This window comes from Virgibacillus halotolerans (assembly GCF_016908515.1).
GTDB classification, from domain to species: Bacteria; Bacillota; Bacilli; order Bacillales; family Amphibacillaceae; genus Virgibacillus_M; species Virgibacillus_M halotolerans.
In genome coordinates this window covers 516,056-531,440 of sequence record NZ_JAFBEA010000001.1, presented here as the reverse complement: position 1 = coordinate 531,440, position 15,385 = coordinate 516,056, and the positions used below count along the sequence as shown (strand labels likewise).

Below are 15,385 nucleotides of genomic sequence, written 5' to 3'. Positions count from 1 at the left end.
TAATACTACCTAATTATTTTCAAAAAAAATATCTATAAATAGAGTCAATAAGTAAAAGAATATAAATAATGATACAAATACTGCCGAGATGCCCAAACCTATATTAATTGACGATACATAGATCGTAGCAATTGCCAGTAAAATGCTAACTACAGCCAATGTCGCAACTGTTAAAGATAATAAAAGAGCTGTTTTAACTTGATTCATTTCACACATCCTCTCTTTAATACGTATATAAATCCCAATTTAAGCATATACTGGGCTTACATCAGGAATTATCACCTTATGAGTCGAGCAGAGGTCTTAGTAAGCGACTAGACTAGCCTACTGAGACCGTTTTGCTTGAGTTGTTATATTATAAAGCTACTTAATGTGTTGTAAACTACTTACAAACAGCTCCTGTTCTGACTCGTCTTGGTAAAACCCACTCTCACCTTTACGCCATTTGAAGTCCTTGAATGTATTTCTTATTTCTATGTAATCACCTACAGAACACAGCTCACCTTGATTGGTGAAAAAAGTTTTCTTTTTTATCTTTGCTGAAATTTCTTTACCTGTCTTAATCTGATAGAACTTACATATAGGAGTGTATTTATCATTGATTCCTACAATGACACAATGAGATGGTGGGACATCTAGTGTTGTATAAGCAAATCCTAACTTGTCTTTCTGAAACATTATTTTTTCATTAGTAGGAAATTTAATAATATCACCATTTTCTTTTTCATATTCCAACAATAATTCTCTACGTTTTACTTTTGTTTTATCTACATATGTTTTTAAGTATTTCATTTTTCCATTTTGGAACATGTTATATATTGCAAGAAGTCTCTCTGACTCTCCATACTCTTTAAAGAAGTCTAATTTAATTAAATGACTTATATGATTCTTTTTTACTGCGGTATGTTCAACTAGGTCGATAAGCAATTCTGTGAATGTGTCATAGTGATTATCCGATAGACTATGTAAATCTCTAGCTGATTCAGCATTCAAGTCTTTTATTAAATGAATTCCATAGACTACATCATTTTCTTTTATATAACACCTGTCATTAGATTCGCTAAGACCAATTGGAAGCCTTATATTTACATTTAATCTTTTAGCTTCATTAAATATCTTTTCAATATCATCGTATTTGTCTTGACCTCCTCCATCGATATAGGAATTCAATAATGAACATAAGAATTCTTTAGGATGGTAAGTTTTCAAGAAAGCTGTCATATATGCAATCATGGCATATGCAAAGGAATGAGACTTGTTAAATGAGTACTTTGAGAACTCTACCATTATATCCCATAACTCATTAATCTTATCATCATCCCAACCCCTGTTTTCCAATCCTTTGACTAGCTCTGGTTTTACCTTAGCCATCAGTTTAGCATCTTTTTTTCCAGTCGCTTGACGCAATAAGTCTGGATTTTTCATGTTTGCCAATCTGCCAATCTCAATTAATTGCTCTTGGAATACAATTATTCCATATGTTACTTCAAGAATGGGTTTCACATCGTCATTAAGATATGTGACACTCTCTTCTCCATTTTTTCTTCTTACATAATCATCGATAAACTTCATGCTTCCGGGTCTGAATAATGCGTTTGCTACTCCTAAATCGTCTAATCCATTCGGCTGCATCTTCCTTAGAGTGTTCTGCATTCCTTTACTCTCGAATTGGAAGGCTCCGGCTGTATTCCCATCTCTAAATACCTGCAAAACCTTCTCATCTTCAAAGTTTAAATTTTGTGGAGCTATATAATCTTCATCTTTCCCTATCAATTCTAATGTGTCATGCATTACATCAATTGTTCTTAATCCAAGTATGTCAATCTTAACTATACCCAGATCATCTGTATCATGCATATCTCCTTGGAATAGTAAGGTTTCATCCTTTTTGCCAACAGCAGTATAGTCAGTCATAGTATTGATTGTTACAGCTTTACCGGAAGGGTGTATTCCAAAACTCTTTGGTGTGCCAGCTATCTTCTTAGCGTAATCGAATAGTTTAGGATATTCTTTTTCGTATTCTTTCAGTCTCCCATCTTCGATTGCCTCTTCTATTGTATCTTCTTCAAGTAGTTTAGTTATTTTATTAGTTGTACCAAATGGAATCTTCATAACCTTACCAACATCTTTGATCGCAGTCTTATCCCATATGTATCCAAATTGTCCCAATGAAACAAACTTATCTTCCCCGTAACGGTTGATGATAAAATCAATGATTACATCCCTATCTTCTCTGCCAAAGTCCAAATCAAAGTCCGGTATCTTCAAGTCATTTCTGGTCATCTCTCCACGCTCTAACAAGTCTAAAGCTCCTACGTCAATGAACCGCTCAAAGTAAAGGCCATACTTTACTGGGTCTATGTTTACGATATTGGTCAAATATGCGACCAGACTTCCTCCACCACTACCTCTTGCAATTCCTCTTCGTTTAACAGAGTTTGCATAACTTTCAACCAGTAGATAGTACCCCTCAAATCCCATCTTGGTAATAGCATCAAATTCAAACAGTAGTCGTTTCTGATACTCATCCCTATTCGGCTTTTTATTTATTTTAAGCCTGTTCCACCCCTTCACACACAGATGCTTCAAGTAGTCTGCTTCAGATTCGAATTCTTTGGGTGTCTCAATGTGAGGTATGATAGGTGCAGATAAAGGCAAATTAACATTACACTTATCAGCTATCACTGATGTGTTTCTAACTGCCTCATCAATTTCCTCATCTGTCAGTGCAGGTTTCAACAATTGCCTTGCTTCTTTCTCGGATTGTAACTGCCCATCTTTATACGTTTCTCCTGATTCTCTATTCTGGCCAATCTGTATAAAGATGCCGTGCAAGTCAAAATCTTCTTCATCGGCATAGTGAGAGTCGGCTGTAACTACAATTGGAATATTTAAATCTCTAGATATGTCTGTAATTGCACGATTCAACTTTTGTTGTCTGTAGTCTGAGTGAGACTGAACTTCTAAGTAATAATCTTCACCAAATATGCTTCTGTAGAATCTTGCTATCCCCTTGGCTTTTTCAATATTTGATGATGTTATTTCAATGTCTCCATCACCTATCTTGCCACCAGCTAAAGATTGCTGAAATTCACTGGCCATACATCCACTTAGTACAACTAAACCTTCCTTATGATCCTTGAGTAGCTGATGATCAACTCTTGGCTTTGAGTAGAATCCTTCAATGTAACCTAATGATGACAACTCGTTAATATTTACCCTGCCCTTTTCATTCTTAGCAAGAACAGTTAGATGATAAAACTTTCTCTTAGGATCTTTAACAAACCTGTCTTCTATTACATAAAATTCTATCCCATATATATGCTTCAAAGAATGTTGTTTTGCAAGCTTATGAGCCTTGACAGCAGAGAACACATTTCCATGCTCCGTTATGGCGAAGCTAGATTGCTTCAGTGACTTAACTTTTTCAACTATGTCTTCAACCTTACTCATTCCATCCAACAATGAATAGCAAGAATGAACATGTAGATTTACAAATTTAGTTGGTTGACTACCTATTGTATCGCAAGCATTGCACAAGTACATTACCCCTTTCTTTAAAATTGAAGGGCTGCGATAATGCAACCCTTATATATATATTATAATGTTACCTAATTAAACTGTCAAATGATTTTCTTGAATATACATGGAAACTGTAATTGTATTTACTATCTTCTTTACCTTTTTTGTAATAATACTCATCCCATTCATCATAATCAATTTCTGGGAAGAATGAATCAGCCTCAAATTCGTGATTTACTTTAGTTAAATATAATTTAGTGGCAAATGGGAGCATTTGGCGATATATATCGCTTCCACCCAATACCATCACTTCTTTTTCATGTCTAAATTCATACAAGGCGTTTTTGATGCCATTACAGACGATTACGCCCTTTTGGGGACGATAGGTCTCGTCTCTTGTTAAGATCACGTTAACCCGTCCATTTAAAGGCTTTTTTATTGAGAGGTGCGTATTTTTTCCTAGAATTACTGTTTTGCCCATTGTTTGAAGTTTGAACCAGCTCATATCCTCTGGGATGTGCCAAAGTAGCTTATTATTTAATCCGATTTCGTTATTTTTTCCTATAGCAGCTATAATTGATATTTCCATAATTAAATTGCTACCTCAAAATCAATCTTATCTCCATGCTGATAATCAATTAATTTGAAATCATCAATAGTGAAATCATAGAAACTCTTTACGTCTGGATTAATCCAAAGCTTAGGAGCTTTAAAAGTTTCACGATTGATTTGTTCAGTCAAACCATCTATATGTTTCTCGTAAAAATGACAATCTCCAATATTGTAGACGTACTCTCCTAGCTCATATCCTATAATCTGCGCTATCATTCTTTGTAGTACATTATATTGAAATACGTTAAACGGATTGCCTAGTGCCATATCATTTGATCGGGCACGCACTTCTAAGTCTAATTTATTTCCTCTGACGTACCATTGAGTCTCATACACGCATGGAGTAAGTGACATTTCATCTAATTCATCTGGGTTCCATAGATTTGTCATATGTCTACGTGACGTAGGGTTACTTGCCAATTGATCTAGCAGATAATCAACCTGATCGACATATTCTGCTTCTTGACAGGACAAAACAACCTCATCATTTCCTCCTCGGAGTGTAGTAGTGATAGTTCCGACTTCTCTATTCTTCTTAGCTAATTGGTAACCGTATGATTTTCCAATTGTACCATCCTCAAGTTCCCACTCATTCCATATGTTCACACCCATATCACGTAAATCCTGTACTTTGTTAGATTTCATTTGCCATATCCAAAGCATTTCTTTGATTGCAGTCTTCCAGCCAACTTTTTTAGCTGTTAAAATTGGTAGTTCAGAGTTATCAAATCTCATCTTTTGAGAAATAATTGATTTAGTGTAGGCAGGGCTGTCATCTTCCCATTTGGTTCTGACACTAGAATTCTTATCCCATTCTCCATTTTTCATAATTTCTTTAATAATATTGTTATATTGCAAATCAAAACAACTCAATTTACCTCTCCTCTACTTAATAATTACTTCTTCTGGATTTGCATCAGTGTCAATCAGGTGACTCACACTCTCCCCGGTTTCCTTGATGTATGTCTTATCACTCTGAACAATAAGTTTCTTCTTGAAATCTGCCCACTTCACCTTCTTGGTGACAACCTTCTCTACATATTCAGGAAACTCTTTTTCAAATTTATCCACCATGTCGTCTTTTGGTGCTTGAGGTTTTGGGACACTCTTCTTAATAACCACATCACCATTCAGCATGGGTAGTTTGAACATTGTCTTGGTTGACTGGAGAGATTTATGAGTTCTAGCATATTGTCCTAACGTGGATAACAGATACCCATTCTCCTTAGTTAGCGCCTCTTCTTTATGCTTGAATTGATGTTTCAGATCGGCTACTTGCTTATCCATAATTTCCTTATATCGTTTAATCTCTTCATTATTTTTCTTTACTCGGTTTACGTACTTATCAACTTTCCAGTCCTCTAGAGTTTTAATGTCAATTTCTTCATCAGTATTAATATCATCAAATTCCTCTTCCATCATTATTAATCAATCCTCTCTTTTGCTTGTAATATAAAATCCTAATATAAATAATACTTCTATAATAAATGAACATAATGCCACCCAAAATACTTTTATGTAGTCAGTGCCTAAGCTAAAGACAGATGATAATAGCCAAAAGTTAAAGAAAATAATTCCAAATGTAACCGCAGCTAATGCTACAAAACATGCAATTGTTACCAGAATCGTTCCTATTTTTAATCTCAGTCTTTGCTCATCAAGGTCGTTTCTTTTCATATTCTGCACCTAACAACTCTCTGATCTCATCATTAGCAATCTGAATGTCTTTGCGTAACTCCTTTAGATCTTTCGCTTTACTTTCACTAATTTTCATACGGAATATCTTCATAATACTGGCTTCGAGAGAGCTGAAATAGCCGAGTATCTCATAGGTTGGAACACCTTTCTTATCTGTCTTGCCACTATACTTTTTTAATATATACTGAAAACTATCATTCTCTAAATAAATACTTCCTTTAATTTTTACTTTCATCACTACACCCCTTGTATTATAATGTTACTTAATTTTAGCTAAAATATAGTATTAATCGTATAAAACACCATCCAGATTTCCATCCCAATCTATTAACTCGTTATACTGACGACTATGCTTGTGATGATTAAAATGACCATCTAAATTCTTTACAATGTATTGTTTTAAACCCTTGACAGTACTGAAGCTTCCTGAGAAATTGTAGTTGTATTCATCATTGCTTATGACAGCATCTACTAGAAGTGGATTACAGTCGTTTACTGTTACATGAAGGTCAAATTCAGTATTGTCATATGTAATTTTCTTTAAGATTCCTTCCATTTGTTTCACCTCTTTTTTAGTAAAATATTGTTTGTAATCTACTCCATAGAACAAATTACAAATGGCTCGTTATTATGACTATCATTTTCTAAAAACCATTCGAATGACTTGCGAACCCAAAGCATACTATGTTTCATGTGTATGTCTCCTACTCTAACTGTATCGTCCTCAGATAATTCGCTTAGAAGAACGTTCATTTTTTCTTGCAGACTAGCTTCTCCCTCAAAGTCTTCTTGAATTTCTTCATAAGTATAGTCGCATAATTCTCCATAAAACTTCTTAGCTTCTTCTGATGTCTTTGCTGCCACATAATCAATGTCATTCATTTTAAACACCTTCATTATTACCCCTCCTCCTCCTTTAATTCGTCTAATCGAATAGTTTTTCTTTGGTAATTTTTATATACCTCAACAATCAAAGTGTCCATATCCCTATCCCTAGTTACATTGACTTTTGTATTGCCAGTTGACACCGTCATCGTATTCACTTTCTCGTCTACGGTCATATCTGATATGATTCTATTGATAGTTTCATTCACTCTGTCATTGCTTACCTCATACCCTTCTGAAAAGTCAATGAATTTATTTGGGTATATTGATGATTCTACATTGCTCATTATTAGTCCTCCCATTTTCTTTGGTTTACTCCATTTTACTACCCTACTTGAAGAGGGTTTTAAGATAAAACTGTAATTTTATTGGATGCTAAATAAAAATCTGGCTGACCTGATCTTTATTTAGGAAAGCTTCTCTAAATCCTCCCCCTATAATCTCTTTGTCGTATTGTACGATCCTCATATTGCCATTATCGAATCTTTTATAAACTGTATCTACATCTTCACCCCTACCCTTGTACGCAACTTGCTTATAATTCTTCCTTAATAGATCTTCTTTTCTCATCTTTCATTCTTCCCTTCATTAATTAACTTTGACTATAACTATATTATAATGTCACCCAATAAAAATGTCAAGCTTATTTATAAAAATAGCATGAACTTTATTTAGTCCATGCTACATGATGTTATTTGTTTAAAATATCTACCACAAACTGAGACCAAGACTCGAGGTTGTCATATGTTTTGGAATCTTTTAATTGTTTAATGGGAATCCAACCACCCTTAATCTGATCTATTTCTCTAACTTCTACATGCACTTCTTCAGTTAATTCAATTATTGCTAACAAACCAATATGAACCTTGCCAACTTCATTAACATCGTCGTTAATTAATCCAATAATATTAATGTCAAAATGCTGATCAGTAATAAATAATTCTTCGTCTAATTCTCTATTCAGATTCTCATAGAGTAGGTCATTAAATTCATAGTCAGTTGTACCATTCATATGACCGCCAACGCCTAGTGATAACTGGTTATGGAGTCTAGCCTCTCCTCCACCTTGGAGCCTTTCATAAATGAATACATCGTCGCCTTTTCTCAATACTGCGTATGGTATTGGCTGCTTAAATGATTCATTCTCTTCAGCATTACCTCGACGCATAATACTGAAATTGCCATCTATTTTATCTACAACTTTAGATAGCAATTCCTTGCTTGAGTTTACCCCTTGGAAAGCTAATGATTCATCTTCAAACAAATTCTTTCTTGGTACTACAATAATCATTTCATCCATTTTGTTCATATTTATATCCATCCCTTTTTGTAATGTAGAAAGGGGAGAAATTAATCTCCCTATTGTGTACTATAATAATATTTATGTAAGTCTATTTAGCTTCGTTAATTAACTGCATAACCTCATGTGGGGAAAACCCTGTAACACGTTTATCTCCAATGATAACTGTGGGCACAGACATAATATCATATTCTTCTAATGCTTGAGGTTCTTTATCAACATCTATCTCCTCATAGTCCAGTTCTGTTTCCGTTAATAAAAAGCGCTTCAGGCTTGAACAAGGTACACAGCCTCGTTTTGTAAATAAGATTGGTTTGTTCATTATATTTCTCCCTTTCATCTTTAATATAGGTATCTTTTATGCTTCACACATAATACAATTTAAGTCTTTGTTGAATTGCTGTGCCGCATTTGTACCATGCTGGTAATAGAGGGTTTTAATTCCATTTTGCCATGCAAAGATATATAAATTATTAATCTCTTTGGCTGATGTACTTGGATTAATCATTAAGTTAAGCGACTGGGACTGGTCAACAAACTGTTGTCTCATAGCTGCTTGGTCTAAGATAGCGTATTGATCAATCTCACTGAACGTTTTAAACACGTTTTTCTCATGCTCAGTTAAGAAATCTAAATGCTGTACTGAGCCATCATAATCACGGATACTACTCCAAGTCTCTCGGTTATCTTTTTTGTACTTAGCCAACACTTCTTTTAAATATTGATTGCGTACAGTAACCTTAGTTTTAGCTAAATCTTTAACGTAACTGTTAGAGAATAAAGGTTCTATCGATTGGCTGACCTGTCCTAGAATAAATGCTGAGCTAGTCGTAGGTGCGATTGCCATCAAGGTGCTATTACGTCTACCATAACCCTTTAACAACTCGGGTTCTCCGTATATATCAGCCAATTCTTCTGAAGCTTTATATGACTTTTCTTTTATCAATCGAAAGATTTCAATATTTTTACGACTCGCCTCAATACTTTCGAATGGAATCATATTGGATTGCAAATATGAATGATACCCAAGAATTCCTAGACCTAATGCACGGTTAGATTTAGCAAAATTATACGCCTTCTTCATGAAATAAAATGCCTGACGCTCTTCTTCATCATTTGAATCGCGCATTGCTTCTAATTTAACAATAAACTCTTCCATAACGGCATCTAAGAAGTAGGTCAATATTTCTACTGCATCTGTATCTTTCCACTCATCATAGTGGAGTACGTTCATTGATGATAGGCAACACACAAACGACCACTCTTCATTGGTTGGCAATGTGATTTCGTTACAGAGGTTAGAATGATTGATTTCCAAACCTTTATCCTTATACACATCGACTGTATTGTTGTTTACAGTGGACTTAAAGAAAATATACGGATAGCCCATTTCTACTCTTCGTTGTAGAACTCCCGCCCAAATTTTTCGTTTATCAGTATCTCCATCAATCATCTGTTGCATCCATTCATCTGTTACTGTTACAGCATGGGTTAACTTTTGAATTGGATTTCCCTCTGTTCCGATCTTTAGAAACTCTTCGATATCGGGGTGGTCTACGGGTAAATATGGCGAGAACGCTCCACGACGAACTGAACCTTGAGTCGCTACATCCATAAGAGACTCGAACAATTCTACAAAATGCACTGCTCCCGATGACTCTCCGTTACCTTTGATTTTAGCACCACGTGGACGAAGCTTACCAAAGAACCCTCCAGTCCCTCCACCTAGCTTACTCATTACTCCTACCTCACCTGCAGCTCTCATAATATCTCCGAAATTATCCTGTATATCAACACTATAACAACTGATAGGTAGACCTCGTTTATTGCCAAAATTAGCCCACACTGGAGATGATAGTGAGTAGTAACCCTTGCTCATATAGTCATAAAACTTATCTGCGTACCCCTTGATGCCCAGGATTTTTTCTGCGTTATCTGCAATTTCTCGGATACGTTGTTCGGGGGACACCCCTTCTTCTAAATAACCACTTTTTAAAAAATGTCTGCTATCTTTATTTAACCATTCAAATGTCATATATTTTATCTCCTTTATTTTATCTGATACAACTTCGCATATCTTTGTTTTTGTTGTTGGTTCAATTAAAACAAGTCACTAGCATCAAAACTTTTTGCTCGTTTTGTATAATTGACGCTTCTTTTAACAAAGAAATCAACATGCTTCGTTGCCAATATTTCATCTGTGAAAAATTCTGTTTCTTCTAATTTGCCTTCATCAACATCAAATATAGGTTCAAATCCAGTATCTCTAAGCGAATTATTCAACCTATTTTTAACAAACTCCTTCACCACTTCTTTGGGAAGAAAGTCTAAATCTCCGCCCTCATAAATCCAGTCGATAACTTCCATTTCAGATTCAAAGGAGTTTTGACAAGCTTCGTAAACCTTGTTGGACATATCTTGATCGAACCACTCTGGATTTTCTTCACGAATAATATTTACTAATTCAATTCCAAATAAACCATGAATCTGTTCCTCCTTACTTGTCGCCTCAATTACGTTTGAAACACCTTTAAAAATATTTCTGTGCTTATTAAATGCCATAATAATCAAAAACTGACTAAACAGTGATACATGCTCAATAAACAAGGAGAATAAAATCAGTGAAATTGTAAAATCTCTATCACTTTCCGATTTTGCATATTTAGCTGCTTGCGTTAAATGGTTTACACGCTTAGCTAAGGCGGGAATCTCTTGAATACGCTCAAACTCATCATTTAGTCCTAGAATTTCTAGAAGGTGAGAATAAGCATCATGATGAATAACTTCATTTCCACTAAATGTTGCTCCTACAGCCCCAACTTCTGGCTTAGGCATACGATTATGTAAGTCACCCCAAAAGTTTTTTACAGACACTTCTACCTGTGCGATAGCCAGCATTGCGTTTTTAATTGCATTCCTCTCTGACTCTGACACGTTCACTTTAAAGTCTTGGATATCAGAAGTATAGTTAAACTCTGAGTGTAACCAGTAAGAATGTTGAATTGCATGTTGATACTCAATTAGCTGTGGGTATTCATAAGGCTTTAAATTAACTCTTTGTTTAAAAATATTTGGCTTACGTTCTCTTGATCTAATCTCTCTATAAATGATATACGCTTTAGCTGTAGTCTTATATTTTGAGTTAAGTAAAACAGATTCTACAAGGTCTTGAATATTCTCCACTGTGAGTTCATTTATTTCACCCAATCTATTCACTACTTGCTGAGACAATTTTTCTGACTCTTTTTCTCCAAATTCTTCCGTCTCCTCTCCCGAATTCTTGATAGCCTGAGTGACTTTATCTATATCAAAGCCAACGAGAGACCCGTTTCTTTTCTTTATCTTAACTTTTTCCACCAAATCTACCCCTATTCATGTAGTTTATAATCTTCTAACATAAGATTCATTCTCTTATTTCCGCCAAACTCATTTTTGCTTACGGTGCCTACTACATCGACAATATCAAATGTATCAATTTCCTCGGCATATTCTGGATCACTGAACTTCAATATATCTATATCTTCAGTGATAATTTTCACGTGTTCCTGAGACTTAGGAAATAACACTCGATCATCTACAATCATATTATTAATACGTAATGTTATTGGTGGACTTCCATTCCCATGAACCAAGTCAAATTCCATAATGTTTTCTATTAAGTCCCAGTCAACATTTTCCTCTTCAACTTCTAAGTCATATACTATATTACTACCTAATTCTACGTAATCTAATTCAGTATTAATCCATTCTATAAACTTATCCATGTTCTCAGGTAGTATCTGAGTGCCTCCAGCTGGCGCGTGACCTGCTGCATACTCAACGTATGGGCAAGAGTTTAGTATCTCCTTTAGATTAATATCACTAGGAGAACGAAAGCTTCCTGAGTTACTACTGCTCTGCAATACAATAGCAGGTTTGCCAAACTGAGAAAGAAGTTTTTGCGCTACCAGCCCATTAAAGTTTTTGCTGGTCTTATCACTAACACAAATAATAAACTTCTCATTCTTCATTATGTATAAGCAATGCTCTGTTAGCTCTTCAAGTATTTCTTTTCTTTCTATGTTCATATCAATCATTTGGCCAGCCAACTTCCTAGCCTTTTTAAAATCTTTCTCAAACAATAATTCCAATGCAACTTCTAATTTATCCATTCGTGCTGCTGAGTTAATTAATGGTATTAACTGAAAGTTTAAATCAAACGTGGTAAGCTTATTTTCATTCAATCTTTTAGCTTTAATCAAAGCCAATAAGCCTACATTGTTAATCTGTTTCAGCGCTTGATTTACATACCATCTGTTTTCCAAAGGCAACATTGACATCGAATCTGCCAATAAGCCTAATCCAACTAAGTCTAAATAATAATTTGTATCAACCTTGTTGAAATTATAGTCCATTAACTCAACAAATTTATGTACTAATAATACTGCTGATATATTCTTATTTGGATAATCACACCCCTCTTGCTGTTGATTTACCAGTAGTACATGTGGATTATCTACGTCAATTTCATGGTGGTCAATGATTATTATATCCATCGATTCGGATAGTTTCTTACAGGCTTCAACTGAGTTAGAGCTACTATCTAGTATGATGAGTAAATCTGTATCATTTGGCACATTAGAATACTCCACTCCATGCCCCTGACTTCTTTGATGGAAAATATACTCAACAGCCGAGTCATGCTTTCTTAAATAATCCACCATAATGTAAGTTGAGGTAATACCATCAGGATCTGACTACGGGTCAGCAACGACGTATATCTTATCGCCATTACTGATACTATGCATCACCCTCTCTACTGCTTGACGTAAGTTCTTCAACAATAATGGATTATTTACATTGGATACGGAAGGGTTAAGATGTTCATTAATATTATCAATCCCTCGTACTTCACCGATGTAAGATGTAAAGTTAGCTTTACTTTTTGTTTGCCCTCTAATCTTCCAATCCAACACATCAACTCCTTTATTTTGACTCTATATGTATTATAATGCTACCTAATAAAAATGTCAAGTTAAAGTATAGATTTTATTTCATACAACTCTTCGAGACCATCTTCCATCTCTTCATATCTATCTTTATCCACTAATTCATACCTATCTAAATCGGCAATTAACTTAACCTCATCTGCATAAACAAACTTCTCAACACGAATATCAGACGTTTCTTCATCACTATTTGACTTAACTTCAATTTCAATATCCGACTCCATGTCAAACTGCAATAATTCTTCAATCAAATCCCTAACTATCATTGGCCACCCTCCTTAAGTACATCTTCATACGATTCAAACAATGACTTCTTATCATCTAGCAAGCTCATTTCTCTTTCCATTGAATCGGCATAATCTTCACTATGTGATGGAACCTTGTTTCTTAACTCTTGCTCCTCTTTAATTTGAGTGTCAATTGCATTAAGCATATCGACAACTGGCTGTGACTCCTCATTCATTTGACTCACTCCCTCCTAATTCTTCCCATTTTCATTCACATTAAGCTGACTATATTCTCCTTCATAAGTTGATTCGAATATATCCGGTTTGCAGGGGTAAAATTCACCCTTCACCCCTTTAATGATATAGTCTCCGTAGCTTAATTTCATATCTCCTTCAAGTGTTCTAATATATGCTCTATCTAGTGTGTCTTCGTCATATATGAGCGAACCGTCATCAACAAAACTTTCATATTCTTTTCTGTTGTCATTATGTAAATACTGAATAGCTTCAATTACCACTGGTTTCTTACGATATTTAGGCATTGCTGTTCCTCCATTTTGTTTTAAGATTTGTATTTCTTGTTAATTAGACCCATTGAGTTCAATAACATAAATTGTTCAGAATCATCTAGCTGATCCCAAACTTTCCGTATGTTACTCAGAACTTCTATAAAACCTTTAGCGTGTCCTTGGCTATCCGTAGTGACGATTCCTAAATCGCTCAAATGTGCTTTTACTAGTTGATTGCTAGCATCAATTGACACCAATGATTTTCCGAGTTTAGGCTTTACTTGAATCGTATCCGAATGATTTGGATCTTTGAAGCCCCTTTTATTCCTTATCTCTCCGCAAGCCAGACATATTCCATCGTATATGTGTGCCTTGCTGCCACAGCTGTCACAATATGAAGGCACTTTCCTTTTATTGTATGTGATACTACCCACCTCCAATTAAAACTCGACTTTTATCTGAAAAAAGATTGTGAATCTAAAATTAAAATGTTGATGTATGGGTGTTTTAGACGTGTTGTATTTCACAATCTTTTTAGATAATTGATTATGTAATATTAATTATTCATTATCTCGTAACAGGTCTTCTTGTTGTTTCTGTGTCAATTCTTTCTTTTTCTTTAGCAATTCAATTTCTTTTTCCAATGATTCACGGTATTCTCTGGTGTGAAGTTTGCAGCTTCTCTGAATGTATCTTTGCTTTTCTAAATCGGAGTTAATCTCTGCTAGTTGGTCTTTGAACTCTCGTTTTTTAGCTGTTTTAATAACGCTCTTCCAATCAATTTTGATCTCTTCATTACCCAAAGCGTCTAAATTCTTGGCATGGATTGATAAAACCATCTTTCCATTAATGAACACTTCTAGGTTGCCACTATTCTCGTCAGACTTGATAGTCTGCCACACACTCTCTTTCGGAACTATTATTTCACCTGCACTCAGTTTTCCGTTAACAATTTGACGATCTCCATCACCTAGTGAATCCAGTAAAACTTTGAACCTTGACAACTGATAGTGACCAGCAATCTTAACTGACAGTTTATTTTTCATGTCGTCATCTAACTGATTCCATTTGACAGCAAGCTCACTCAATATTTGATCAACAGTCTTATCTTTTACATCAATGCCGACTTCTAGCAATCCATCCACTGCAGTGTCTACAGTTTTAATTCTTGAGTAAATTGTTTTTAACGCATTGCCAATAGTTTGACCGGACTCTTTAGTTGTTTTTTCAATAAGCTCTATATTTTTATCTGCTTTTTGATTTATGACTTCATCCCATCGCGGCAGAATACTTTGTTGTTTTATGCTAGTCTCTATATTTTGATTAATCTTCACCAGTTTTTCAAATCCTAGCAAAATATCATAATACTGTCTCTGGTTGCCTTTCTCTAGAAATTTTGTCTTTACTTTGTTGACATCGTTTATTTGGCATTTCAAAGTGCGCTTCATTGCCGACAACCTGTTTTGATGCACCAAGCGTGAAGGAAGATCAACTTGATTTAATAATCCATATGTCAGCTCCAATGTCTTAGCCAACTCTAAGAATTCCCTACCAGTATTTTTATTTACATCCAACTTGTCAAAAATAACCTCAATATCATTAATTAATCCTTCATATGTATTCATTAATATTCTCCTCTAGTGA

At 34.9% G+C, this 15,385-nt stretch carries 21 protein-coding genes; all 21 read right to left on the bottom strand.

The window, feature by feature from the left end; translation table 11 throughout:
• Positions 1–9: 9 nt before the first annotated feature.
• Positions 10–207, bottom strand: a complete 198-nt coding sequence (locus JOC34_RS03175; RefSeq protein WP_205135257.1) for a hypothetical protein — start codon at positions 205–207, stop codon at positions 10–12.
• 156 nt (positions 208–363) lie between these two features.
• Positions 364–3,546, bottom strand: coding sequence for a DNA polymerase III subunit alpha (dnaE, locus tag JOC34_RS03170; protein WP_275577669.1), 3,183 nt, complete (start codon positions 3,544–3,546; stop codon positions 364–366).
• A 61-nt stretch (positions 3,547–3,607) separates the two neighbouring features.
• On the bottom strand, positions 3,608–4,111 hold the full coding sequence (locus tag JOC34_RS03165) for a dihydrofolate reductase (RefSeq protein WP_205135255.1): 504 nt from the start codon (positions 4,109–4,111) through the stop codon (positions 3,608–3,610).
• 2 nt (positions 4,112–4,113) lie between these two features.
• Positions 4,114–5,007 carry a thymidylate synthase gene (locus tag JOC34_RS03160; protein ID WP_205135254.1) on the bottom strand — a complete coding sequence of 298 codons (894 nt, stop codon included), beginning with the start codon at positions 5,005–5,007 and terminating at the stop codon, positions 4,114–4,116.
• A gap of 12 nt (positions 5,008–5,019) precedes the next feature.
• Complete coding sequence (locus JOC34_RS03155; RefSeq protein ID WP_205135253.1) at positions 5,020–5,556, bottom strand: host-nuclease inhibitor Gam family protein; 537 nt, start codon at positions 5,554–5,556, stop codon at positions 5,020–5,022.
• A gap of 6 nt (positions 5,557–5,562) precedes the next feature.
• On the bottom strand, positions 5,563–5,811 hold the full coding sequence (locus JOC34_RS03150; RefSeq protein ID WP_205135252.1) for a hypothetical protein: 249 nt from the start codon (positions 5,809–5,811) through the stop codon (positions 5,563–5,565).
• Positions 5,792–6,067 (bottom strand): hypothetical protein, encoded by a 276-nt coding sequence (locus JOC34_RS03145; RefSeq protein WP_205135251.1) that lies wholly within the window; start codon positions 6,065–6,067, stop codon positions 5,792–5,794. Before JOC34_RS03145 ends, JOC34_RS03150 begins: the two co-directional genes overlap by 20 nt.
• 51 nt (positions 6,068–6,118) lie before the next feature.
• On the bottom strand, positions 6,119–6,388 hold the full coding sequence (locus JOC34_RS03140; protein ID WP_205135250.1) for a hypothetical protein: 270 nt from the start codon (positions 6,386–6,388) through the stop codon (positions 6,119–6,121).
• A gap of 38 nt (positions 6,389–6,426) precedes the next feature.
• Positions 6,427–6,729, bottom strand: coding sequence for a hypothetical protein (locus JOC34_RS03135; protein ID WP_205135249.1), 303 nt, complete (start codon positions 6,727–6,729; stop codon positions 6,427–6,429).
• 2 nt (positions 6,730–6,731) lie between these two features.
• Positions 6,732–7,004 carry a hypothetical protein gene (locus JOC34_RS03130; RefSeq protein WP_205135248.1) on the bottom strand — a complete coding sequence of 91 codons (273 nt, stop codon included), beginning with the start codon at positions 7,002–7,004 and terminating at the stop codon, positions 6,732–6,734.
• A gap of 88 nt (positions 7,005–7,092) precedes the next feature.
• Positions 7,093–7,287, bottom strand: coding sequence for a hypothetical protein (locus tag JOC34_RS03125; RefSeq protein WP_205135247.1), 195 nt, complete (start codon positions 7,285–7,287; stop codon positions 7,093–7,095).
• Positions 7,288–7,408: 121 nt separating this feature from the next.
• Positions 7,409–8,026, bottom strand: a complete 618-nt coding sequence (locus JOC34_RS03120) for a hypothetical protein (protein WP_205135246.1) — start codon at positions 8,024–8,026, stop codon at positions 7,409–7,411.
• Between the two features lie 82 nt (positions 8,027–8,108).
• The gene (locus JOC34_RS03115) at positions 8,109–8,339 is read right to left on the bottom strand and encodes a glutaredoxin family protein (RefSeq protein WP_205135245.1); all 231 of its coding nucleotides are present in this window, start codon (positions 8,337–8,339) and stop codon (positions 8,109–8,111) included.
• Positions 8,340–8,375: 36 nt separating this feature from the next.
• Positions 8,376–10,061: a ribonucleoside-diphosphate reductase subunit alpha gene (locus JOC34_RS03110; protein ID WP_338062641.1), complete on the bottom strand. Its 1,686-nt coding sequence runs from the start codon at positions 10,059–10,061 to the stop codon at positions 8,376–8,378.
• Positions 10,062–10,117: 56 nt separating this feature from the next.
• Entirely contained in the window at positions 10,118–11,374 is a 1,257-nt protein-coding gene (locus JOC34_RS03105) for a ribonucleotide-diphosphate reductase subunit beta (protein WP_205135243.1), read from the bottom strand.
• 11 nt (positions 11,375–11,385) lie between these two features.
• The gene (locus JOC34_RS03100; RefSeq protein ID WP_338062640.1) at positions 11,386–12,738 is read right to left on the bottom strand and encodes a DHH family phosphoesterase; all 1,353 of its coding nucleotides are present in this window, start codon (positions 12,736–12,738) and stop codon (positions 11,386–11,388) included.
• 15 nt (positions 12,739–12,753) lie between these two features.
• Positions 12,754–12,969 carry a hypothetical protein gene (locus tag JOC34_RS03095; protein WP_205135241.1) on the bottom strand — a complete coding sequence of 72 codons (216 nt, stop codon included), beginning with the start codon at positions 12,967–12,969 and terminating at the stop codon, positions 12,754–12,756.
• A 62-nt stretch (positions 12,970–13,031) separates the two neighbouring features.
• A complete protein-coding gene (locus tag JOC34_RS03090; protein ID WP_205135240.1) occupies positions 13,032–13,271 on the bottom strand; it encodes a hypothetical protein in 240 nt (79 codons plus the stop codon).
• The gene (locus tag JOC34_RS03085; RefSeq protein ID WP_205135239.1) at positions 13,268–13,468 is read right to left on the bottom strand and encodes a hypothetical protein; all 201 of its coding nucleotides are present in this window, start codon (positions 13,466–13,468) and stop codon (positions 13,268–13,270) included. The genes JOC34_RS03090 and JOC34_RS03085 overlap by 4 nt, the downstream gene beginning before the upstream one ends.
• 15 nt (positions 13,469–13,483) lie before the next feature.
• A complete protein-coding gene (locus JOC34_RS03080) occupies positions 13,484–13,774 on the bottom strand; it encodes a hypothetical protein (protein WP_205135238.1) in 291 nt (96 codons plus the stop codon).
• Between the two features lie 527 nt (positions 13,775–14,301).
• A complete protein-coding gene (locus JOC34_RS03075) occupies positions 14,302–15,366 on the bottom strand; it encodes a phage tail tape measure protein (protein ID WP_205135237.1) in 1,065 nt (354 codons plus the stop codon).
• Positions 15,367–15,385 lie beyond the last annotated feature (19 nt).

What these genes read in the sequence shown, in the direction of transcription:
- JOC34_RS03125 (WP_205135247.1), bottom strand. Translation starts at nt 7,287, where the DNA reads ATGAGAAAAGAAGATCTATTAAGGAAGAATTATAAGCAAGTTGCGTAC.
- JOC34_RS03115 (WP_205135245.1), bottom strand. Translation starts at nt 8,339, where the DNA reads ATGAACAAACCAATCTTATTTACAAAACGAGGCTGTGTACCTTGTTCA.
- JOC34_RS03075 (WP_205135237.1), bottom strand. Translation starts at nt 15,366, where the DNA reads ATGAATACATATGAAGGATTAATTAATGATATTGAGGTTATTTTTGAC.
- dnaE (WP_275577669.1), bottom strand. Translation starts at nt 3,546, where the DNA reads ATGTACTTGTGCAATGCTTGCGATACAATAGGTAGTCAACCAACTAAA.
- JOC34_RS03120 (WP_205135246.1), bottom strand. Translation starts at nt 8,026, where the DNA reads ATGAACAAAATGGATGAAATGATTATTGTAGTACCAAGAAAGAATTTG.
- JOC34_RS03135 (WP_205135249.1), bottom strand. Translation starts at nt 6,729, where the DNA reads ATGAAGGTGTTTAAAATGAATGACATTGATTATGTGGCAGCAAAGACA.
- JOC34_RS03175 (WP_205135257.1), bottom strand. Translation starts at nt 207, where the DNA reads ATGAATCAAGTTAAAACAGCTCTTTTATTATCTTTAACAGTTGCGACA.
- JOC34_RS03090 (WP_205135240.1), bottom strand. Translation starts at nt 13,271, where the DNA reads ATGATAGTTAGGGATTTGATTGAAGAATTATTGCAGTTTGACATGGAG.
- JOC34_RS03080 (WP_205135238.1), bottom strand. Translation starts at nt 13,774, where the DNA reads ATGCCTAAATATCGTAAGAAACCAGTGGTAATTGAAGCTATTCAGTAT.
- JOC34_RS03150 (WP_205135252.1), bottom strand. Translation starts at nt 5,811, where the DNA reads ATGAAAAGAAACGACCTTGATGAGCAAAGACTGAGATTAAAAATAGGA.
- JOC34_RS03165 (WP_205135255.1), bottom strand. Translation starts at nt 4,111, where the DNA reads ATGGAAATATCAATTATAGCTGCTATAGGAAAAAATAACGAAATCGGA.
- JOC34_RS03130 (WP_205135248.1), bottom strand. Translation starts at nt 7,004, where the DNA reads ATGAGCAATGTAGAATCATCAATATACCCAAATAAATTCATTGACTTT.
- JOC34_RS03085 (WP_205135239.1), bottom strand. Translation starts at nt 13,468, where the DNA reads ATGAATGAGGAGTCACAGCCAGTTGTCGATATGCTTAATGCAATTGAC.
- JOC34_RS03140 (WP_205135250.1), bottom strand. Translation starts at nt 6,388, where the DNA reads ATGGAAGGAATCTTAAAGAAAATTACATATGACAATACTGAATTTGAC.
- JOC34_RS03155 (WP_205135253.1), bottom strand. Translation starts at nt 5,556, where the DNA reads ATGATGGAAGAGGAATTTGATGATATTAATACTGATGAAGAAATTGAC.
- JOC34_RS03145 (WP_205135251.1), bottom strand. Translation starts at nt 6,067, where the DNA reads ATGAAAGTAAAAATTAAAGGAAGTATTTATTTAGAGAATGATAGTTTT.